Genomic DNA, 19534 nt, shown 5'->3' with positions numbered 1-19534 from the left:
GCTCACTTTGATTTCGATCAGCCACTAATACATTAGTACACACCCTCGTTGACGAGGGGTTGCTCCGGCCGTAAATTCAAAATGTGCGCGCTACCATTTTTGTGGGAGTGCACTGCTTTGCCTACCGGTTCAACGCCGGATCACAGAACCATACGGAGACCCCATGAGCAAATCCTTCATGCGACCGACGCGCCGCGCCTCTCAGCGCCTGGCCGTCGGCACGACCCTGTTGGCGGGCCTGATCGCCCAGGCCTATGCGCAGACCGCGGCGCCCACGGCGCCCACGGCGGACCAACAGAAGCTCGATACCGTCGTCGTGACCGGCATCCGCGCCTCGCTGGAAAGCTCGGTCAATGCCAAGAAGAACGCCATCGGCTTCACCGACTCGATCAGCGCCGAGGACATGGGCAAGTTCCCCGACAGCAACATCGCCGAATCCATCTCGCGCATCCCCGGCGTGACGATGACGCGCGAGATCACCGGTGAAGGCCTGCAGATCCAGATCCGCGGCCTGGGCACCAATTTCACCCGCATCCTGCTCAACGGCGCGCCCGTCGCTTCCGCCTCCACGGGCCGCACCGACACCGGCAGCGCCAACCGTGAAGTCGACATGGACTTCCTGCCCGGCGAACTGTTCAGCCGCGTCAGCGTCATCAAGAGCCCGACGGCCTCGCTGCTGGAAGGCGGCGCGGCCGGCATCGTCGACATGCGCAGCGCCCGCCCGTTCGACCGCAAGGGCTTCCGCACGGCCTTCACGCTGACCGGTACCAAGAACGAGCAAGCCGACAAGTACGGCAACCGCGGCTCACTGCTGGTCAGCAACACCTGGGACAACACCTTCGGCGTGCTGGCCGGCGTGGCCTGGTCGACCAACAAGGTCAAGACCACCGGCTTCGAGTCCATCGGCTGGACCAATGCCAACCTGTCGGCCACCCAGGGCGCCAGCCTCGGTTCGGCACGCAACAGCACCGGCGGCGGCAACTGGACCATCCCCGGCACCGTGCCGGCCAACGCCGGCAACGGGCTGACCGCCGGTGCCACCATCGACGAGGCCTACCTGCTGGCCCGTAACCCCGGCCTGACGACGCAGCAGCTCGACAACGCCATCATTCCTCGGCTGGGCCGGGCCATGGTCTCCGAGGGCAGCCGTGACCGCCAGAACGCCATCCTGTCGCTGGAGGCACGGCCGAACAGCTCGGTGAAGATGTTCGTCGACACCATCTACGGCAAGAAGAAGAACCAGTTCGAGCGCGTGGACATCAACTGGGTGGGCCGCAACGGCTCGGCCATCCCCGTCAACATGACCGTGGACCGCAGCGACTGCGCCAATGGCTGCGTCGTCACCAAGGGTACGTTCGCCAACGCGCAGTACTTCCTGGAGTACCGGCCCTACACGGAAGAGACCACCTTCCACAGCGTCAACCCCGGCATCAACCTGAAAATCACCGATGCGATCAGCGTGGACGTGCAGGCCAACAAGACCCGCAGCGACTTCCAGCGCCAGTCGCCCACGGTGCTGCTCCAGACGGTCCTCGGCTCGGGACTGACGACCGAGTACGACAACACCAGGGGCGTGCCCAAGCTCACGGCCATCAGCCCTGACGGCAACGCCAACCTGCTCAACACGCCCAGCGCCTTCGGCTGGAACGGTGGCCGCCTGAACCAGCAGGACGAACTCCGCGCCATCCGCACGTCCGGCCTGCGCGGCAGCATCGACATCGATGCCGACCTCTTCGAAGTCAAGTTCGGCGGTGCGCACGACACCGTCTCGCGCCGCATCAACACGCTCGACAACAGCGGCTATTGGGAGAACATCGCCTGCCGCCGCAACGTCAACGTGTTCCTGCCTGGTCCCAACACCGTCAATCCGGGGCCCTGCAACGGCGCTGGCGCGGCGGGCCCCGCGGCCGGCACCTACCCCGGCTATGGCACGGGCTTCACGGCGGGCGCATCGCCTGCGTCGCTGCAGTTCCTGGGCTCGACGATTCCCAACTCGGCCATTCCGGGCTACCTGAAGCCGACATCGAACGGCTTCGTCACGCTGGACTGGGCGCGCTTCGCGAAGGACTCCGGCTATCAGACCGCCCGCGACGCGGCCACCTTCGGCACCGCCAATTCCAACAACAACGTCGCGCCCGGCTTCTTCCAGGAGAAGGTGTCTTCGATCTTCACCGAGGTCAATGGCGAAGCGACCGTGCTCGGCAACACGCTGCGCTACAACGCCGGCGCACGCTACGCGACGACCGAGCAGACCTTCGCCTCGCTCACCCAGCCGGCTGATCCGCGCAACGCCGCGCAGAACCTGGCCGACGGCGGCCGATTCCCTGCACGCGTCGTGGAGAGCCTGACGACAACGACCTACAGCAACTTCCTGCCGTCGGGCAGCCTGGTCTACAGCCTCCGCCCGAACGTGCTGGCCCGCGCATCGTTGTCCAAGACCATCACGCGTGCCGACCCCACGCAGCTGCGCGCGCTGGCGCTCAGCTTCACCGACCCGGCGGCGCAGAACGGCCAGCTCACCAACCCCGACCTCCAGCCGTACGAGTCCAAGAATACGGACCTCGGCATCGAGTGGTACACCGGTCGCGAGGGCTATGTCGCGCTGGCCTGGTTCAAGAAGGGCATTCAGGGCTTCACGGCCAACCGCACCCTGAACGTGTCCTTCGCCGACCTCAACACCTACGGCGTCAACTGGACCCAGGGCGGACTGACGGACACGCAGAAGGCCGGTCTCTACACGCGCGCCGGCCTGCCGGTGCCCGCCGACCTGGCGGCAGTGCCGGGCGCTGCCCAGCTGGCCGCGATCAACGCGCTGGGCGTCACGCTGACGCAGACGCAGAACACGGCCGATGAGCTTCAGATCAAGGGCCTGGAGCTGACCGTGCAGCAGCCGCTGGACTTGCTGACGTCCTATCTGAAGGGCTTCGGCGTCAGCGCCAACTACACCAAGGTCAAGCAGTCCGGTGCCAATGTGGCCACCGGCGTGCCGCCCTACACCTACAACCTCGCCGCCTACTACGAGGGCCGGTTCGGCGGCTTCCGCGTGACCAAGACCTTCACCAAGGGATCGCAGTCGAGCGGCGCCGGCCAGAACGGCATCACGGCTGCCGCGTTCTTCGGGCAGGACTACGACCAGGTGGACTTCACGTCACGCCTGAACCTCGGCGAACTGCTCGGACCGGTCTTCGGCGCCAAGCGGGATCTGCAAGCGACCTTTGACGTCTTCAACGTCACCCGCAGCTCGCAGCGCACCAACTTCCAGTTCGCCAACGCGCCGTACGCGATCTACGAGCCGGGCCGCACCTACCAGATCGGCCTGCGCGCCAGCTTCTGACCCCGTGTGTCTCCGCCGGCGGTCCGGGTGTGGCCCGCGGGTGGTTCGATGAGGGCTTCGTCGCCGAGACGAAGACCCTCATCTTTTTAGTTGCGCGGCAACGGTCTACTTGACCGGCGCGGCGACGACCGGGCAGACGGTCTCGTTGGGATCCGGGCACTTGGGCGGCTTCTTCGGGCCGATCTGCTGGCCGCTGGTGCCCTTGTTGCTGCCGACACCGCCGCCGCTGCCGCCGGCCTTCGGCACGGCGCCCGTGCCGGCGCTGCCCGTGTTCGTGGCGCTCGCGGCGGGGGGCGCCTTGATGACCTTGTTCCCACCCGTGCCGGCGGATTGTGGGGTGGTGTCTGCGGCCAGGGCGGCCGTGCCGACGCAGAGCAGCAAGCTCAGCGGAAACGCGGTGAATCGGCGCATGGGAGTCCTTTCAATAGCGCAGCAGCGCAGGAAGAGCCGCCCGGGGCGGGCGCGCAGAAGAAGCCAGCGAACGCAGTTCGGCGCGGACCTGCGCCGCATCCGCGCGAGTGTCCAGCGCCTGCCCGTAGCGCGCCAGCGCGGCCTGGGCTCGGGGCTTGGACGCCGGGTCGGCCACCCACGCGGCCACGGCGGCCAGGGCCTGTGTCCGCACACCATCCGGGTGACCGGGCGGCAGCCCCTGGTCCGCCGCCACTTCGGCCTCCGCCAAGGCCTTCAGGCCGAGGTCTGCCGCGCCCAGGTCGAGATGCGCGATGCCCAGCAGGGCCAATCCCAGCCAGCGGTCTGCCGGGCCGGCGGCACCGCTGGCCTGGGCCGCGCCGAGCCAGGCCAGTGCCGGCTGCGGCCGGCCGCGGCGCAGTTCGACCTCGCCCAGGAACACCTGCGCGCGCCAGGCCAGCGTCGAGCCTTCTGACGGCGAGAAATGCGCCCAAGCGTCGCGCAGGCGGGGTTCGGCCTGCGCGAGCCGGCCCGAACGAAGCTCCAGCCGCGCCAGCGTCAGGCCGAGCAGCGGGCGCATGTCCGCATCGACCGCCTCGTGCGCGTCCGCCAGGGCCCGCCGGGCTTGGGCCAATGCGGCCTCGGGCTGGCCATGGTCGAACAAGGCGGTGGCCCACCAGGCGCGGGCGTAGAGGGTCTGCGTGTGACCGGGGCCGAGAACGCGTGCCAGTTCGCCCACCGCTTCGCTCAGCAGTGGCACGGCCTGGGCATAGCAGCCCAGCTCCACTTCCAGCGTCGCCATCGACAGCCGGGCCAGCGCCGCGTCGACGGGGCGCGCCGACCCGGTGGCTGCAGCGACCGCCGCAAACCACTGGCGGGCCTCGTCCCACCGGCCTTCGGCACGCGCCACGGCGGCCAACAGGTCGGCGGACTTGATGTAGCTGCGGTGCTGCGCGGAATGGCGCGCCAGCGCGGCATTGGCGGCCTGCATGAGCTGCGTGCGGGCCTCCGCAAGCTGGCCCGCTTCCAGCGCCATCTCGCCCAGGCCGGCCCGTGCGAACAGCGCGACCTCGTCGATCTGCGATGCCACCAGGCCACGCAGCAAGGCCTGGGCTTGCGCTGCATTGCCCTGCCGTTGCAGCACGGTGGCCAGCTCGAAGGCCACCTCCCGCTGCTCCGGTGTGTCATTGCGGCCTTGCCGCAAGGCTTGCGCGCGGCTGATCTGCAGCGCCTCGCCGGCCTGCGCCACGTCGCCGTTCTGCACCAGCAGCAACCCCAGCGGGCGCGCCACTTCCGCCAGCAGCGCCGGGTCATCGCCCAGCCGCCGCTTGGCCTCTGCCCAGCTGCGCCGAAGCAACTCGATCATCGGCACGGTCGCGCTGCCCGATGCATCCGGGCTGAGCCCGCCGAGCAGCTCCGTCAACACGCTTTGCACACGGCGCGTGCGCTCGGCCTCGCGCGCGGCCTCGCGCCATTGCCAGGCGGTGGCCGCCATGCCCGCGAGCAGGCTGGCCAGCACCAGGCCGAGGGCCGCAAGCTGCAGCCGGTAGCGCCGCGCGAACTTGGCGCCGCGGTAGGCCAGCGAGTCGGGCCTGGCACTGATGGGCTGATGGGCCAGATAGCGGCGCACGTCGTCGGCCAGCGCACTGGCCCCGGCATAGCGCTCATCGGGCCTGTCCTTCAGCGCCCGGGCGACGATCAGCCCCAGCTCGCCCCGCAAGGCTGGGCCAAGCTCGCGCTGGCCGGTCAACAGCAGGCAGAGCAGGCGGCCCAGCGCAAACACGTCGGTGGCCGTGCTGACCGGCTCGCCGCGCAGCTGCTCGGGCGCGGCGTACTCGGGCGTCAGGCCGGCCGCAGCCTGCATCGTCAATTCCGGCCCCGTGTCGTCGGCCAGCAGCTTGGCCACGCCGAAGTCCAGCAGCTTCACCTGACCGGTGCCCGTCACGAGGATGTTGCCGGGCTTGAGGTCTCGGTGTACGACCAGCTTGGCATGCGCATGCGCCACGGCGTCGCAGACCTGCAGGAAGAGGGCCAGCCGCGCGGCCGCCACCAGATGACGCGTGCTGCACCAGCTGTCGATGCGCTCGCCCTCCACCAGCTCCAGCACGAGGTAGCGCGTGCGCGCGGCGCCGATCAGCGCCTCGCCGATGTCCAGCAGCTGCGCGATGTTGGGGTGGCTCAGCCGCGCCAGCAGCTCGCCCTCGCGGCGAAAGCGTGCCTGTGCCGACTCGCCGCGCCAGGGGCTGTGCAGCAGCTTGATGGCCGCCTCGCCCTGGTGGGCGCCGTCGCTGCGACGGGCGCGCCAGACCTCGCCCATGCCGCCGCTGCCCAGCGGTGCGATCAGCGTCCAGGCGCCCAGGACCTGACCAGCCAACTCGGGGATGTCCGGCAGCTGGGCGGGCGCGTCCATGAAGCCGCCGGCTTCCGCCGCGCGGTCGGCTTCGATGAGGGCCTCCAGCCGCTCGCGCTGCGCCGGCGGCAGCTCGGCCAGCAAGGCCTCGCGTTCGGCGGGCGTGGCGTCCTGCCAGTCATCGAAGGCGGCCAGGGCGCCGGCCCGGTCGGCGGTATTCATTTCGGGCCGAGCGCCGGGCCGCTCCCAAGCCGGCCCGTCGGGCGATGTGCTCGCGGCTCGACGCCGCGAGCATCGCCGTCCCCCTGGGGGCTGAGGCCGGACACGGCAAGTCCTGTGGACTTGTCGTGCCTGCCGAAGAGCAGCCGCTCCGTCGGCTGCGCGGTCTGCAAGACCGGCTGGGCTTGCCCGCGTTCGGCAGGGCGAGACCGGACGAGGGGCCTCATGTCAACGCGTCGAACAAGAACGCGCGCGCCTTGCGCCAGTCACGCTTGATCGTCGGCACCGACACGCCCAGCACTTCAGCGATCTCCTCCAGCTCCAGCCCGCCGAAGAAGCGCATCTCCACCACCTGGTGGGCGCGGGCCGTCGGCGCGCGCCAGCGTCTGCAACACGTCGTCGAGCTTGAGCACATCGGGCGGCGCCAACTGCTCCAGCGCGGTGGTGGACAAGGTCACCTGCGCGCCGCCGCCGCGCTTGTCGGCGTGGCGCTCGCGCACATGGTCGACGATGACGCTGCGCATCACCTTGCTCGCGTGGGCGAAGAACTGCGCGCGGTGCAGCGCGGCTTCACGCCCGTTGCTCTTCAACCAGACCTCATGGATCAGCGCCGCCGGCTCCAGCGTCATCGGCGCGTGGCCGGCCAGGTGGCTGCGCGCCAGGCGCTTGAGCTCGGGGTAGAGCAGCCTGTAGAGGCGGTCGCGGGCCTCGGCGTCGCCGCCGGCCAGGGCCGTCAGCAGCTGGGTGATCTCGGTCATGGGTGCATGCTGGCGCCAAGCGCGTCACGGCGGAACCCCCAGCTTCCCTGACAATGCCGGCCCCGGTTCACCGCCCTCGATCATCATGTCCGAAGCTACCCGCCCCGAACTGCCCGACCACCTCAGCGTCGACCCGCGCAGCCCCCACCATGTCGCCGCCGTCTTCGAGCACGACATCGGCATCCGCTTCAACGGCAAGGACCGCCACGACGTCGAGGAATACTGCATCAGCGAAGGCTGGGTCAAGGTGCCCGCCGGCAAGACGCTGGACCGCAAGGGCCGGCCGTTGTGCATCAAGCTCAAGGGCACGGTCGAGGCCTTCTACCGCTGACCTCGCACAGCGGCCCTGCCGCCTCAGCGGGATGACATCAGCACGAACGCTGCTGCCAGGAGCAGCGCGACCCAGCCGAGGTGGCGCCCGCGATTGCTCCACAGCACCAGGCCGGCGCCTGCTGCGAGCGCGGCGGCCAGGATCGCCTCGATCAGCCCGGCTGATGCCGCTCGATTGACGGGCTGTGCAAGCCACATCAGCAACGCTGCCTGCGCCCAGCCCCCGATCGTCACAAGGTGCCAACTCGCCCAAACGATGCGCGTCTGGTAGTCGCGCAGCGCCGGTTCGCCGCAGGTCGGCACGATGCCACCCCGGCGGAGGTGCCGAAAGATCCTCACCTCGCCCATCCAGGAATGCACAAGGCCGGTGAGAAAAACCAGGGCTGCGGCGGCGACGAGCCAGGCGTTCATGCGGACCTCCGCGTCAGCTTGAGTTTCAAGCCACCGTCAGGCCGCAGCGTGACGGCCATGCGCGGTTTGGGCGCCGCGTTGACGGTCGGCGCCAGCTCGAAGCGCTGCAGCAGCAGCGCCGCGATCAGCGTCATCTCCAGCACGGCGAAATGCTGGCCCAGGCACACGCGCGGGCCAAGGCCGAAGGGGATGTAGGCGCCGCGCGGGATGGCATGCGCGGCGTCGCCCATGAAGCGCGCGGGCTTGAAGGCCAGCGGCTCATCGGGCCACCAGCGCGGGTCGCGGTGCAGCAGCCAGGGCGTCACGCGCACGAGAGTGCGCGCCGGCAGGCGCACGCCGCCCACCGTGATCTCGCGCGTCAGCCGCCGCGTCATGACGGCGGCCACCGGTGGATACAGCCGCATCGCCTCCTTCAGCGTGGCGGAGAGAAATGGCAGGGCGCTGGCGTCGTCGGCCGTCGGCACGCGGCCGGCCAGCACCGCGCCGACCTCGGCGCGCGCCTGCGTCTGTGCGTGCGGGTGGGCGGCCAGCAGCCAGCTCCACCACAGCAGGGCGGTTGCGCTGGTCTCGTGGCCGGCCTGGAAGCTGACCATGCATTGGTCATAAACCTCGTCCGGCGACAGCGCCTCGCCGGTGGCTTCATCGCGCAGGGCGATCAGCATGCCGAGCAGGTCGGGCTGGGTGTCGCCGGATGCCCGGCGCGCGTCGACATGCCCGCGCAGCAGGCCGTGCATCAGCCGTGATGCGCGGCGCTTGGCGGCCTTGCCGGGCAGGGGCAGCCAGTCGGGCAGGGTGACGGGCCAGAACATCTCGGCCAGAGCGGCCTCGCTGAGCACCTGCACGGCGTCGGCCGCCGCGGCCGTGTCAGCGCCGATGGGCGTGCTGAACAGCGTGCGCGAGATGACGTCCATCGTCAGGTGGCTGAACAGCGTGTCCATCGCCACCTCGCCGTCCCGCACTTCGGCCAGCGCGGCCGTCGCCGCCTCGGTCATCAGCGCCGCGTAGCCCGCCACGCGCCTGGGCGTGAAGGCCTGCATCAGCATGCGGCGCTGGCGTTGCCAGGTGGCGCCCTCGGTCACCAGCACCGACTGGCCCATCAGCTGCGCAAACACCTCGGGCCCGCGCTGCCAGCGGATCAGCGCGTCGGCGTGGTCCACCATGGCGGCACGCAGCAGTTCGGGGTCGAAGACATCGACGCTGCGCTCGCCGAGGATCTGCTGGCGCACCAGGTCGCCCAGCGGCCGCTGCGCCGAAATGACAGCCAGATAGTCGCGCCGCATCGCGGCCAGCACGGGCAGTCCCCACCATCGCGTGGGGTGGCCGGGGAGGTCGTTCCAGGTCAGTGTCGTCATGTCCGACATGCTGCGCTCGAGTGGCCGGATGGGTCTTGAACGAATGCGACACTGGCTTGCATGATCGATGAGCGCACCCGCCTCTGGCTGCCGCCGCTGGTGCTTGCAGGCTGCGTGCGTGCCGTGATGATGCGCGACACGCGGGGCCGCCAGCTCGACGAGATGCAGCGCGAGAACTACTTCCCGGCCACCCCGCTGGTCATGCTGTTCTGGTGGGCCGAGGGCCACAGCGAATGGCTGGCCACGCCCGGCTTTTCGACACCGCCGCCCGAGCGCCGCCATGCGCCGGTGCTGTTCGGCGGGCCCTTCACGCTGCCGACGCACACGCGCAACCCCGGCGAGATGTGGGCCTTCAAGCTGCTGCTGCTGCCTGACGCCTTCACTGCACTGACCGGTGTTGCACTGGACCGGCTCGTCAACCAGGTCGTGGACGCGCGCGACGTGCTGCCGGCCGACTGGCTGGGCTGGGCGGCGGCAATGTCGGCCGCTGTCGACGACGCGACGCGGCTGCAACTGCTGGAAGACTTCCTGGTGCCGCGCTGGCAGGCGCTGGGCACCCAGCGGCCGGGCCACCGCTACGCCGTCTGGACCGAGGCGCTTGCCGTGCGCGCCGCCACCAGCGCGGCGGGCCGCAGCCTGCGCCAGCTGGAGCGCCGCATCAAGGCCTGGGCGGGCCTGCCGATGCGCGAGCTGCGCGCGGTATCCCGCGCTGAGAACGCCTTCTACGCGGTGGCCGCGGCGGACGCGGGCACCGGCGTCAACTGGGCCGACATCGCTGCCGAGACCGACTACGCCGACCAGAGCCACCTTTGCCGCGAGACGCGCCGGCTGACCGGCTTCAGCCCGGAGGAGCTGCGCCGTCGCATGCTGGTCGAGGAGGCGTTCTGGGCCTATCGCTTGTGGCGTTGAGCGCTGATCAATGACGGCTGGCCCCTAAACTTCGCCGATGTGGCGCGGGCTGGGATCAGGACTGTTGTTGGCGGGCGCTTGCGCCATCGCCGCCGCCGACCCGGCCTGCCCCGAGCCGCTGCGCATCGGCTTCAACGACGGCGCCACGCCGCCGGGCCTGATGGGACATGGTCAGCGCTTTGCGGACCCGCCCGGCTGGGAGGTCGACGCCGTGCGCGACGCCCTCAAGCGCCTGGGCTGCAAGGGCGAGTTGCTGCGCCTGCCCAGCCGCCGCCTCAGTGCCTCGCTGTCGCAGGGCGGCATTGATTTCGCGCTGCTCTACGGCGTCACGCCTGCCCGGTTGAAGGTGCTGAGCTTCCCGCTCGACGCGCAGGCCCGGCCTGACGTCGCCTGGGCGCCTGTGTTCGGGCACCTGGCCTTGTATGGCCGCCCCGGCACGCGGGTGGACCCCGGCTGGGACGGGCGGCGCCTGGACGAGCGCTGGCGCGTCGGCGCCATCGGCGGATCGGTGCAGGATGCGCTGGCCCGCGAGCGCGGCTGGCGTGTCGAGGCGGTGGGGGCGCGCGATGGCGAGGTCGCCATGCTGCTGGCCGAGCGCTTCGACCTGCTGCTGACCACGCGCGAATCGCTGACGCCTGGGCAGCGGGCCGGTCTGCAGGAATGGTCGCCCCCGGTGGCGCGCATGGCTTATTTCATGCCGGCCGCGCCCGCATTCGCCCAGCGCCACCCGGCGTGGACACGCAGCTTCTGGAACGAGTTCTGCCGTGCGGTGCGACGCCTGGAGCCGGATGTCCGCCCGGTCGACTGCGGCATCGTGCCGCCCTCGACACTGCGTTGAGCCCTCGCGCCACAATTCCGGTTTCGTCTACCAACGGAGTCCTGACATGTCCGATGCAATCGTCATCGTTTCCGCCGCCCGCACCCCCATCGGCGGCCTGCTGGGTGATTTCGCCGGCCTGGCCGGCTGGGAGCTGGGCGCCGTCGCCATCAAGGCCGCCGTCGAGCGCGCCGGCATCCCCGGAGACGCCGTTGATGAAGTGCTGATGGGCAACTGCCTGATGGCCGGGCAGGGCCAGGCGCCCGCCCGCCAGGCGATGCGCAAGGCCGGCCTGCCCGACTCGGCCGGCGCCGTGACGCTCAGCAAGATGTGCGGCTCCGGCATGCGCGCCATGATGTTCGGCCACGACATGCTGGCGGCCGGTTCGGCCGAGGTCGTCGTGGCGGGCGGCATGGAGAGCATGACCAACGCGCCGCATCTGATGTTCGCGCGCAAGGGCATCAAGTACGGCGCCTCCGCCGTCTACGACCACATGGCCATCGACGGCCTGGAAGACGCCTACGAGCGCGGCAAGGCCATGGGCGTGTTCGCCGAGCAGTGCGTGTCCAAGTACAGCTTCAGCCGCGAGGCCATGGACCAGTACGCCATCACGTCCACCCAGCGCGCCAAGGCCGCCAACGAGAGCGGCGCCTTCGACTGGGAGATGGCGCCGGTGACGATCAGCTCCCCCAAGGGCGACACGGTGGTCAAGTACGACGAGCAGCCCTTCAAGGCCAAGCTCGACAAGATCCCGTCGCTCAAGCCTGCCTTCAAGAAGGACGGCGCCATCACGGCGGCCACGTCGTCCAGCATCTCTGACGGCGCCGCGGCCCTGGTGCTGATGCGCGAGAGCACGGCCAAGGCGCGCGGCCTCACGCCGGTGGCGCGCATCGTCAGCCACTCGGTGCATGCGCAGGCGCCCGACTGGTTCACGACCGCCCCGGTCGGCGCCATCCAGAAGGCGCTGGCCAAGGCCGGCTGGCAGGCGGCGGATGTGGACCTGTGGGAAGTCAACGAAGCCTTTGCCGCCGTCACGATGGCCGCCATGGCCGAGTTCAAGCTGCCGCACGACATCGTCAACGTGAATGGCGGCGCGGTTGCGCTGGGCCACCCCATCGGCGCCAGCGGCGCGCGCATCGTCGTCACGCTGCTGGGCGCGCTGAAGACGCGTGGCCTGAAGAAGGGCATGGCGGCGCTGTGCATCGGCGGTGGTGAAGCGACGGCGCTGGCCGTTGAAATGCTCTAAGCCGTGCTTGGAACCCACGATCTGGCTCTGTTTGCCGCCACCGTCTTGGTGCTCAACGCGACGCCCGGCGTCGACATGGCCTATGCGGTGGCCAGCACGCTGCGCGGCGGCTGGCGCCAGGGCGTGGCGGCGGCAGTGGGCATCATGGCCGGCTGCGTCCTGCACACTTTTGCCGCCGCTTTCGGCCTGGCGGCGCTGCTGGCGACGTCGGCCGGGGCCTTCACGGTCGTCAAGCTCGTGGGCGCCGTCTACCTGATCTACGTCGCCTGGGGCATGGCGCGGGCCGGGCTGCGGCCTGCGTCGTCGCCGGCCGAGGTGACGGCGCCGTCTTCGCTCTGGCGCACCGCGCGCCAGGGCTTCTTCACGAATGCGCTCAACCCCAAGGTGGCGCTGTTCTTCCTGGCGCTGCTGCCGCAGTTCATCGATCCCGCCGCGCCCGACAAGACGCTGGCTTTTCTGTTCCTGGGCGGCTGGTTCATCGTGCAGGGTTTGCTGTTCATGCTGGTGCTGATTGCCCTCGTCGCGCCGCTGCGCCGTGCCAGGCCGCGGCCCTGGGTGGGACGCAGCCTCAACCTCGGTGGGGCCGGGCTCTTCACGCTGCTGGCCGCCAAACTCGCCCTGTCCAAGCCATGAATGTCCTGATCATCGGTGCCTCGCGCGGCCTGGGTTTCGAATTCGTCCGCCAGTACCGCGCGGCCGGTGCCTGCATTACCGCCACCGCCCGCGACGATGCGGCGCTGGACCGCCTGCGCGAACACGGCGCCCGCGTGCTGAAGCTCGACGTGGCCGACGCCGCCAGCGTGTCTGGCCTGGCCTGGCAGATCGACGGCGAACGCTTTGACGTCGTCGTCATCAACGCCGGCGTCTACGGCCCCGGCACCAGCGGGCTGGAGACGCCCACGCAGACCGACTTCGATGCCGTCATGCACACCAATGTGCTCGGCCCCATGCGCCTGCTGCCGCAGCTCGTCGACGCGCTGGCGCCGGGCGCGCGGCTGGCCATCATCTCGTCCAAGATGGGCTCCATCGGCATGCGTGCCGGCACGGCGGGCTGGCTGTACCGCGCCTCCAAGGCGGCGGTCAACTCGGTCATGAAGGACACGGCCTTGACCCTGGCCGGCAAGGCGACGGTCATCAGCTTCCACCCCGGCTGGGTGCGCACCGACATGGGCGGTTCGGGCGCCGACATCGACGCCGCAACCAGCATCGCCGGCATGCGCACCGTCCTGGCCAGCGTCAAGCCGGCTGACACAGGTAGTTTCTTTAACTACGACGGACAGCGCCTGAATTGGTGACACGAAGGGTCATGCAGCTGCGCTAACGTCACAGTCCTGGCATTCGCCTTGCTTGTTTTCTGAGCGCATGCTCGAGCGCCGTCGTGCGCAAGGATCGACCCATGGACACCTCAGTTGCCGAAGCCCCGACGACCACCGCGCTGATCCGCGTGGGGGACAGCTGCGAGCGCGTCGTCCGCTTCACGCGCGAAGACATCGCCACCTTTGCCCGGCTGACGGGCGACACCAACCCGCTGCACCACGATGTGCAAGCCGCCCAGCGCGCCCGCCACGGCGAGATCATCGCCAGCGGCCAGCAGACCACGGCACAGATGATCGGCCTGGTGGCCAGCCACTTCTCGCGCAGCGACGACGGCCTGGAGCGCGAGCTGCTCTGCCTGAACTTCAACTTCGCCTTCAAGGCGCCGGTGTTCGCCGAGCAGGAGCTGGTGCTGCACTGGCGCGTCGCGAGCGTGGAGTGGAACAACTCGCTCGGCGGCTGGCTGGCCCATTTGGATGGCCGCGCGACGGTGCGCAACGCCCATCCTTGCGTCGTCGGGCGCGGCACGCTGCTGGTGAAGTCAACCGACGCCTGAGCGCCGCCCCGAGAGGCCGGTGATCGGGCGCCGGCAGGGACAATGGCTCACCCCCAAACCAGAGGTCGAGCTGATCATGCTGCTACCCGAAGACCACCTCGCCGTGCAAGACGCCATCCGCGCCTTCGTGCAGGCCGAGATCGCCCCCCATGCCGCGGCCTGGGACAAGACGCATCAATTCCCCGCCGAGCAGCTGAAGGGCTTGGCGGCGCTGGGCTGCTATGGCGTCGCCGTGCCGACCGAATGGGACGGCGCCGGCCTGGACTACCTGGCCCTGGCCGTCATCCTCGAAGAGATCGCGGCCGGCGATGGCGGCACCAGCACGGTGGTCAGCGTCAACAACTGCCCCGTCTGCTCCATCCTGATGGCCTTCGCCAACGACGAGCAAAAGGAGCGCTTCCTGAAACCGCTGGCGCGCGGCGACATGCTGGGCGCCTTCTGCCTGACCGAGCCCCACGTCGGCTCCGAGGCCGGCGGCCTGCGCACCACGGCCGTCCGGGACGGCGACGACTACGTGCTCAACGGCGTCAAGCAGTTCATCACCAGCGGCAAGCACGGCGACATCGCCATCGTCATGGCTGTGACCGACAAGGCGGCAGGCAAGAAGGGCATCAGCGCCTTCGTCGTGCCGACCCACACGCCCGGCTACACGGTGGCGCGCATCGAAGAAAAGATGGGCCAGCACAGCAGCGACACGGCCCAGATCCTGTTCGAGAACTGCCGCATCCCTGCGGCCAACCGCCTGGGCGAAGAAGGCCAGGGCTTGAAGATCGCGCTGTCGGGCCTGGAGGGCGGGCGCATCGGCATCGCGTCGCAGTCGGTCGGCATGGCCCGCGCGGCCTTCGAGGCGGCGCTGCGCTACAGCCGCGACCGCGTCACCTTCGGCCAGCCCATCTTCAACCACCAGGCGGTGCAGTTCAAGCTGGCCGACATGGCCACCCAGATCGAGGCCGCGCGCCAGCTGATCTGGCATGCCGCCAGCCTGAAGGATGCCGGCCGGCCCTGCCTGAAGGAGGCGGCCATGGCCAAGCTGTTCGCCAGCGAGATGGCCGAGAAGGTCTGCTCCGAGGCCATCCAGATTCACGGCGGCTATGGCTACCTCAGCGACTTCCCCGTCGAGCGCATCTACCGCGACGTGCGCGTGACGCAGATCTACGAAGGCACGAGCGAGGTGCAGAAGATCCTGATCGGGCGCGCGCTGGCGGCGGGCTGAGGCGGCGCTTCGCGGGCCTCCCCCACGTTCGTGGAGGTCCCCGCTGTCCGGGCTTGGCTGTGGCTTGCGTTGGTTGGAGTGAGTCGAGCGTGTCGAGTGCACGCCGTCCATCCCAACCACGCCAAGGAGCATCCCCGTGAACCTTCCGCAACTTGCTGCCCGCATTGCGACCGCCGCCGCCGCCCTTGCCCTCGGCAGCGCCCAGGCCGCCTCCATCCTGGACACCTTCAGCGACGGCACCGGCCTGATCCAGACCGATGCTGCGCCGTTTGTCGAAACCTATCTGCCCTCGGCGCAGGCGCCCGGCGGCGGGCGCTATCTGGCCAACAGCATCGAGCCCGGCGTGGCGCAGGCCGGCAAGTTCACGTTCGCGGCCATCCAGGCCGGCGCCTACTTCACGCTGGCCGATGCGGCCGTGCCGCTGGTCACCAACCTGACCTACGGCGTGGCCAACCAGCTGGGGCAGGACTTGTCCATCGACCTGCTCAGCGAGGCCGCCTTCCGGCTCGACTTCCGCTACGTCTCGGCGCCCATGTCGCTGACAGTCTCCGTCATCACCGCTCACGGCCCCGGCACATTCAGCAGCGTGGCCGACTTCGCCACCGCGCTGGGCGCCTCGCAGGCGCAGTCCGTGCTGATCCCCTTCAGCGCCTTCGTCAACGACGCCGGCAACAGCAGCCCAGTGGACTGGGCCGACATCGACGCCATCAGCATCTTGGTCTCCGGCCCTGGCGGTTCGGGCTTCGCGCTGGACACGTTCAGCACCACACCCGTGCCCGAGCCGGCCAGCCTGGGCCTGCTGATGGCGGGTCTCGGCATGGTGTTGGGCGCTGCGCGCCTCAAGGCTGGTAGCCGTCGTCCGTGACCGCGCGGGCGGCTGACTTCGGCGCGCCCGCCATGTCGAACAACAGCGGCCGGTTGCCGCGCACGGTCGGAAAGCTCGACAACCAGGTGCTGTTGTCGGCAATGCCCCAGGTCGTGACGCTCTGCAGGCTGGGATGCTGCTTGAAGACGTTGAACAGCGTGCGGTACTGCAGGGCCTGCGCCTTGAGCGCAGCGGCCAGCAGCGTGGGGTCGCCGGTGATGTCCGCCGCGCAGCCGGTGCGGCTGGAGAAGCAGGCGCCGGGGTCGTTGTAGAGCGACACGTCCAGCTCGGTGACGTGGTTGACGAGCCCCTTGGCCGCCACGCTGCGCAGCGCGTTGTCGACGTTCGCGGCCGTCGGCGAGGCGGTGCTGACGTGCAGCTGGTGGCCCACGCCGTCGAGCGGTGCGCCGCGGGCCTGCACGTCGGCCACGATGGTCATCAGGCGTGACAGCTTGGCCGGGTCCTCGGTGCTGTAGTCGTTGATGAAGAGCTTCACGTCGAGGTCGGCGGCGCGGGCGGCGCGCAGCGCGACCTCGATATAGCCCGGCCCGAGGATCTGCAGCCAGCGGGAGTTGCGGTACGCCGAGCCGTCGTCGTCGCTGGTGCATTCGTTGACGACATCCCAGCAGGCCACCTTGCCCTTGAAGTGGGTCACCACGTCATGGATGTAGGTTTCGAGCCGGGCGCGCACCTCCGCCGCCGTGCCGTTGAAGAACCAGTCGGGCGTCTGCGAATGCCAGCACAGCGTGTGGCCACGCACGACCATGCCGTTGGCGGCGGCGAACGCCACCAGCTCATCCGCCACGGCCCAGTTGTAGACGCCGGGCGACGCGCCAAGGTTGGCGGGCTTGAAGCAGTTCTCCGCGGTGATCGAGTTGGCGTGCCTGAGGATCACGGGGTTGGCGACGGCGTTCTTGTAGCCGTTCGGGTCGGCGGCCATGCCGAACTTGAAGTGGCCGGCGAAGTGCGTCTTGAGCGCCGGGATGTCTGCCGGCGCCGGCGGCGGCGCGGGTGCAGGAGCCGGTGCGGGGCTGGGCGCAGCGATGGCGCTGCCCCCGCCGCCGCAAGCGGTCAGCACGGGAAGGGCGAGCCCGCTCAGAAGCAGGCGGCGGCGGTCGGGATGATTGACAGGCATCGGTGGCTCCTCAACCGGCAAGCGAGGTGAAGGCCTGCGCCAGCACCAGGCCGGATGCGGCCAGCGCCGCGCGCTCGGCGGTGTCCATGGCCGGCTCCATCACCTGCACCGCGCCGCCGGCACCCACCAGCGTGGGCAGCGACAGCGCCACGCCGCGCAGGCCGAACGCGCCGTGCTGCACGCGGCTGACCGGCAGCAGCCGGCGCTCGTCGTTGACGATGGCGCCGATCAGGTCGGCCGTCACCAGGCCGATGGCGTGGTTGGTGGCGCCCTTGCGCTGAATGACGTCGTAGGCGGCGCGGCGCACATGCTGGGCCAGCGTCGGCTCCTCGTCGGCCGGCCAGCCGGGCCAGTCGCGCAGCGCGACGCCGCCCACGCGGGCACCCGACCACAGCATCACCGACGAGTCACCATGCTCGCCCACGACCTGCGCGTGCACCGAGGTTGGCGACACATTCAGGTGCATGGCCAGCCGCTCGCGCAGCCGCGCGGTGTCCAGCATCGTGCCGGTGCCGATGACGCGCTCCGGCGCCAGGCCGGCGGCAGCGGCCACCACGCGGGTCAGCACGTCCACCGGGTTGGTCACGACGATGACGATGCCGCCAAAGCCCGCCAGCGCGCGGCCCATGCCGGCGGCGATGCGAGCGTTGTCGCGCAGCAGGTCCAGCCGGCTTTCATCCGGCCGGCCGTTGCGCCCCGCGGCCAGCACGACGATGTCGGCCTCGCGCATCTGCGTCAGCGGCACGGCGCTGACCTTGCAGCGCGGGTAGAAGGCCGCGCCGTCGGACAGATCCATGGCCTCGCCCTCGGCGACGGCGCCGCGCTGGTCGTACAGCCACAGCTCGCGCGCATGCCCGGCCAGCAGGGTGGAGAACGCGACGCTGGTGCCGACCCAGCCGGTGCCGATGATGCCGATGCTTGCCTTCATGGCCGCCAGTATGGCGTCAGTGATGCCATGGCCGGCGGCCCGGACACCCCGCCGAGGCCCGTGGGCGGCGCATCAAGGTCAGGGCTGCCTGACCGCGCGCTCCGTGCCTCTTGTCGCTCGGCTGGCCAGCAGCGGCTCGACGAGCGAGTGCGTCCGCCTGATCCGGCGCAGCACGTCGCGCGCGGCGAGGTAGGCCAGGATCTGCTTTTCGCTCAGCGCGGTCCACCGGGCGGCCGCGGTGCGGGGTCGTGACGACATGATCTGCTCCTTCTCCAGGTCTCACGGATTGGCACGGATGCGCCGAAATTAAACCGGCTGGCCGCAGGTTTCAAGCCCGTCGTGCCGCGGCCGGCCCGCGCCGCTGGCCGTTCACCCCCGCCGCTGGCGATCCGTCGCAATCCACCCCTGGCCGCCAGCCAGCGCTGCCAGCATGCCGCCACTTTGACCCCTGGAGGTGGCATGAAAGAGGACGTGTTGGTGGCCCGAGGCCTGCGCAAGGCCTATGGCGACAGGGTGGCCGTGCACGAGGTCAGCCTCGCGCTGCGGCCCGGCGAGGTGCTGGGCCTGCTCGGGCCCAACGGCGCCGGCAAGTCGACGACGGTGGGGATGATCTGCGGCCTGACCGTGCTCGACGCCGGTGCCGTCACGCTGGCCGGCGGCCTCAGCCTGGCGACGGACGAGGCGGGCTACAAGCGCCGCATCGGCCTGGTGCCGCAGGACATCGCCTTGTATGAAGAGCTGCCGGCGCGCATGAACGTCGAACTGTGCGGCGCCCTCTACGGCATGGCACCCGACGTGCTGAAGCGCCGCGCGGACGAGGTGCTGGCCATGGTCGGCCTGTCGGAGCGCGCCCGGGACAAGCCGGCCACCTTCTCGGGTGGCATGAAGCGGCGGCTGAACATCGCCTGCGCGCTGGTGCACGACCCCGCGGTGCTGTTGCTGGACGAGCCCACCGCCGGCGTCGACCCGCAAAGCCGCAACGCCATCTTCGGCAACCTGGAGATGCTCAAACGCGCCGGCAAGGCGCTGATCTACACGACGCACTACATGGAAGAGGCGGAGCGCCTGGCCGACCGCATCGTCGTCATCGACCATGGCCGGGTGGTGGCCAGCGGCACCCAGGCCGAGCTGTTCGCGCTGCTGCCGGCGGCGCAGGCGCTGCAGCTCGAAATCGACGGCGCGCCGGACGATGCGGCACTGCAAGGCCTGCCCGTCGTGAAGCGCACGGGCCAGCGACTGGAGATCGGCGTAGTCGACATCGCACGAGACGCCGGCGCCGTGCTCACGGCGCTGGCCGAGCGCGGCGTGAAAGTGCGCAGCCTCGCCACGTCGCGCGCGACGCTCGAAGACGTCTTCCTGCAACTCACCGGCCGCGCCCTGCGCGATTGA

The 19534-nt window shown here is 70.1% G+C and carries 20 protein-coding genes; 11 read left to right on the top strand and 9 right to left on the bottom strand.

Annotated features, from left to right (window positions below):
* The first annotated feature begins 163 nt into the window (after nucleotides 1–163).
* Nucleotides 164–3334: a TonB-dependent receptor gene (locus tag ASC81_RS09935; protein WP_056265971.1), complete on the top strand. Its 3171-nt coding sequence runs from the start codon at nucleotides 164–166 to the stop codon at nucleotides 3332–3334.
* A 105-nt stretch (nucleotides 3335–3439) separates the two neighbouring features.
* On the opposite strand, the gene ASC81_RS09930 is transcribed toward ASC81_RS09935, so the two are convergent.
* The 4 genes from ASC81_RS09930 to ASC81_RS09920 form a co-directional block, all read right to left on the bottom strand.
* Complete coding sequence (locus ASC81_RS09930; RefSeq protein ID WP_056265969.1) at nucleotides 3440–3745, bottom strand: hypothetical protein; 306 nt, start codon at nucleotides 3743–3745, stop codon at nucleotides 3440–3442.
* Between the two features lie 10 nt (nucleotides 3746–3755).
* Nucleotides 3756–6314, bottom strand: coding sequence for a serine/threonine-protein kinase (locus tag ASC81_RS09925; protein ID WP_056265967.1), 2559 nt, complete (start codon nucleotides 6312–6314; stop codon nucleotides 3756–3758).
* 220 nt (nucleotides 6315–6534) lie between these two features.
* Nucleotides 6535–6654: an ECF-type sigma factor gene (locus ASC81_RS28080; protein ID WP_200946775.1), complete on the bottom strand. Its 120-nt coding sequence runs from the start codon at nucleotides 6652–6654 to the stop codon at nucleotides 6535–6537.
* Nucleotides 6614–7069, bottom strand: a complete 456-nt coding sequence (locus ASC81_RS09920) for an ECF-type sigma factor (protein ID WP_056265965.1) — start codon at nucleotides 7067–7069, stop codon at nucleotides 6614–6616. Before ASC81_RS09920 ends, ASC81_RS28080 begins: the two co-directional genes overlap by 41 nt.
* A gap of 85 nt (nucleotides 7070–7154) precedes the next feature.
* Between ASC81_RS09920 and ASC81_RS09915 the strand changes: the two genes are divergently transcribed.
* On the top strand, nucleotides 7155–7400 hold the full coding sequence (locus ASC81_RS09915) for a DUF3297 family protein (RefSeq protein WP_056265963.1): 246 nt from the start codon (nucleotides 7155–7157) through the stop codon (nucleotides 7398–7400).
* A 23-nt stretch (nucleotides 7401–7423) separates the two neighbouring features.
* On the opposite strand, the gene ASC81_RS09910 is transcribed toward ASC81_RS09915, so the two are convergent.
* Together ASC81_RS09910 and ASC81_RS09905 are read right to left on the bottom strand one after the other, a co-directional pair.
* Nucleotides 7424–7810, bottom strand: coding sequence for a hypothetical protein (locus ASC81_RS09910; protein WP_056265961.1), 387 nt, complete (start codon nucleotides 7808–7810; stop codon nucleotides 7424–7426).
* Entirely contained in the window at nucleotides 7807–9162 is a 1356-nt protein-coding gene (locus tag ASC81_RS09905) for a cytochrome P450 (RefSeq protein ID WP_235533619.1), read from the bottom strand. The genes ASC81_RS09910 and ASC81_RS09905 overlap by 4 nt, the downstream gene beginning before the upstream one ends.
* A gap of 60 nt (nucleotides 9163–9222) precedes the next feature.
* Between ASC81_RS09905 and ASC81_RS09900 the strand changes: the two genes are divergently transcribed.
* From ASC81_RS09900 to ASC81_RS27505, 8 genes are all read left to right on the top strand, one after another.
* Nucleotides 9223–10071, top strand: coding sequence for a helix-turn-helix domain-containing protein (locus tag ASC81_RS09900; RefSeq protein ID WP_056265958.1), 849 nt, complete (start codon nucleotides 9223–9225; stop codon nucleotides 10069–10071).
* Between the two features lie 67 nt (nucleotides 10072–10138).
* Nucleotides 10139–10909 (top strand): hypothetical protein, encoded by a 771-nt coding sequence (locus ASC81_RS09895; protein WP_156391973.1) that lies wholly within the window; start codon nucleotides 10139–10141, stop codon nucleotides 10907–10909.
* Nucleotides 10910–10955: 46 nt separating this feature from the next.
* Nucleotides 10956–12134, top strand: a complete 1179-nt coding sequence (locus tag ASC81_RS09890) for an acetyl-CoA C-acyltransferase (RefSeq protein ID WP_056265952.1) — start codon at nucleotides 10956–10958, stop codon at nucleotides 12132–12134.
* Nucleotides 12135–12137: 3 nt separating this feature from the next.
* A complete protein-coding gene (locus ASC81_RS09885; RefSeq protein WP_056265950.1) occupies nucleotides 12138–12767 on the top strand; it encodes a LysE family translocator in 630 nt (209 codons plus the stop codon).
* Nucleotides 12764–13429 carry an SDR family oxidoreductase gene (locus tag ASC81_RS09880; protein WP_056265947.1) on the top strand — a complete coding sequence of 222 codons (666 nt, stop codon included), beginning with the start codon at nucleotides 12764–12766 and terminating at the stop codon, nucleotides 13427–13429. The genes ASC81_RS09885 and ASC81_RS09880 overlap by 4 nt, the downstream gene beginning before the upstream one ends.
* Before the next feature lie 101 nt (nucleotides 13430–13530).
* Nucleotides 13531–14004 carry a MaoC family dehydratase gene (locus tag ASC81_RS09875; protein WP_056265946.1) on the top strand — a complete coding sequence of 158 codons (474 nt, stop codon included), beginning with the start codon at nucleotides 13531–13533 and terminating at the stop codon, nucleotides 14002–14004.
* A 76-nt stretch (nucleotides 14005–14080) separates the two neighbouring features.
* The gene (locus ASC81_RS09870) at nucleotides 14081–15217 is read left to right on the top strand and encodes an acyl-CoA dehydrogenase family protein (RefSeq protein WP_056265943.1); all 1137 of its coding nucleotides are present in this window, start codon (nucleotides 14081–14083) and stop codon (nucleotides 15215–15217) included.
* A gap of 136 nt (nucleotides 15218–15353) precedes the next feature.
* Complete coding sequence (locus ASC81_RS27505; protein WP_056265940.1) at nucleotides 15354–16082, top strand: PEP-CTERM sorting domain-containing protein; 729 nt, start codon at nucleotides 15354–15356, stop codon at nucleotides 16080–16082.
* Here the strand turns inward: ASC81_RS27505 and ASC81_RS09860 are convergent.
* From ASC81_RS09860 to ASC81_RS09850, 3 genes are all read right to left on the bottom strand, one after another.
* Nucleotides 16057–17217, bottom strand: coding sequence for an endo-1,4-beta-xylanase (locus ASC81_RS09860; RefSeq protein WP_082536418.1), 1161 nt, complete (start codon nucleotides 17215–17217; stop codon nucleotides 16057–16059). The two genes, ASC81_RS27505 and ASC81_RS09860, sit on opposite strands and share 26 nt — an antisense overlap.
* A 10-nt stretch (nucleotides 17218–17227) precedes the next feature.
* A complete protein-coding gene (locus ASC81_RS09855) occupies nucleotides 17228–18145 on the bottom strand; it encodes an L-lactate dehydrogenase (protein WP_056265937.1) in 918 nt (305 codons plus the stop codon).
* 78 nt (nucleotides 18146–18223) lie between these two features.
* The gene (locus ASC81_RS09850) at nucleotides 18224–18403 is read right to left on the bottom strand and encodes a hypothetical protein (protein ID WP_056265935.1); all 180 of its coding nucleotides are present in this window, start codon (nucleotides 18401–18403) and stop codon (nucleotides 18224–18226) included.
* A 201-nt stretch (nucleotides 18404–18604) separates the two neighbouring features.
* Here ASC81_RS09850 and ASC81_RS09845 point away from each other — a divergent pair, with 201 nt between their 5' ends.
* Nucleotides 18605–19534, top strand: coding sequence for an ABC transporter ATP-binding protein (locus tag ASC81_RS09845; RefSeq protein ID WP_056265933.1), 930 nt, complete (start codon nucleotides 18605–18607; stop codon nucleotides 19532–19534).

Origin of the sequence: Pelomonas sp. Root405, from assembly GCF_001425165.1 — a bacterium.
In the GTDB taxonomy this organism is placed as follows: domain Bacteria; phylum Pseudomonadota; class Gammaproteobacteria; order Burkholderiales; family Burkholderiaceae_C; genus Pelomonas.
The sequence above is the reverse complement of the archived record's forward strand: the minus strand, read 5'-3'. Positions and strand labels throughout refer to the sequence as shown.

Excerpts from the sequence above, each read along its gene's own strand:
- ASC81_RS09935 (WP_056265971.1), top strand. The coding sequence starts at position 164 with ATGAGCAAATCCTTCATGCGACCGACGCGCCGCGCCTCTCAGCGCCTG.
- ASC81_RS09930 (WP_056265969.1), bottom strand. The coding sequence starts at position 3,745 with ATGCGCCGATTCACCGCGTTTCCGCTGAGCTTGCTGCTCTGCGTCGGC.
- ASC81_RS09925 (WP_056265967.1), bottom strand. The coding sequence starts at position 6,314 with ATGAATACCGCCGACCGGGCCGGCGCCCTGGCCGCCTTCGATGACTGG.
- ASC81_RS28080 (WP_200946775.1), bottom strand. The coding sequence starts at position 6,654 with ATGCGCTTCTTCGGCGGGCTGGAGCTGGAGGAGATCGCTGAAGTGCTG.
- ASC81_RS09920 (WP_056265965.1), bottom strand. The coding sequence starts at position 7,069 with ATGACCGAGATCACCCAGCTGCTGACGGCCCTGGCCGGCGGCGACGCC.
- ASC81_RS09915 (WP_056265963.1), top strand. The coding sequence starts at position 7,155 with ATGTCCGAAGCTACCCGCCCCGAACTGCCCGACCACCTCAGCGTCGAC.
- ASC81_RS09910 (WP_056265961.1), bottom strand. The coding sequence starts at position 7,810 with ATGAACGCCTGGCTCGTCGCCGCCGCAGCCCTGGTTTTTCTCACCGGC.
- ASC81_RS09905 (WP_235533619.1), bottom strand. The coding sequence starts at position 9,162 with ATGACGACACTGACCTGGAACGACCTCCCCGGCCACCCCACGCGATGG.
- ASC81_RS09900 (WP_056265958.1), top strand. The coding sequence starts at position 9,223 with ATGATCGATGAGCGCACCCGCCTCTGGCTGCCGCCGCTGGTGCTTGCA.
- ASC81_RS09890 (WP_056265952.1), top strand. The coding sequence starts at position 10,956 with ATGTCCGATGCAATCGTCATCGTTTCCGCCGCCCGCACCCCCATCGGC.
- ASC81_RS09880 (WP_056265947.1), top strand. The coding sequence starts at position 12,764 with ATGAATGTCCTGATCATCGGTGCCTCGCGCGGCCTGGGTTTCGAATTC.
- ASC81_RS09875 (WP_056265946.1), top strand. The coding sequence starts at position 13,531 with ATGGACACCTCAGTTGCCGAAGCCCCGACGACCACCGCGCTGATCCGC.
- ASC81_RS09870 (WP_056265943.1), top strand. The coding sequence starts at position 14,081 with ATGCTGCTACCCGAAGACCACCTCGCCGTGCAAGACGCCATCCGCGCC.
- ASC81_RS09860 (WP_082536418.1), bottom strand. The coding sequence starts at position 17,217 with ATGCCTGTCAATCATCCCGACCGCCGCCGCCTGCTTCTGAGCGGGCTC.
- ASC81_RS09855 (WP_056265937.1), bottom strand. The coding sequence starts at position 18,145 with ATGAAGGCAAGCATCGGCATCATCGGCACCGGCTGGGTCGGCACCAGC.
- ASC81_RS09850 (WP_056265935.1), bottom strand. The coding sequence starts at position 18,403 with ATGTCGTCACGACCCCGCACCGCGGCCGCCCGGTGGACCGCGCTGAGC.
- ASC81_RS09845 (WP_056265933.1), top strand. The coding sequence starts at position 18,605 with ATGAAAGAGGACGTGTTGGTGGCCCGAGGCCTGCGCAAGGCCTATGGC.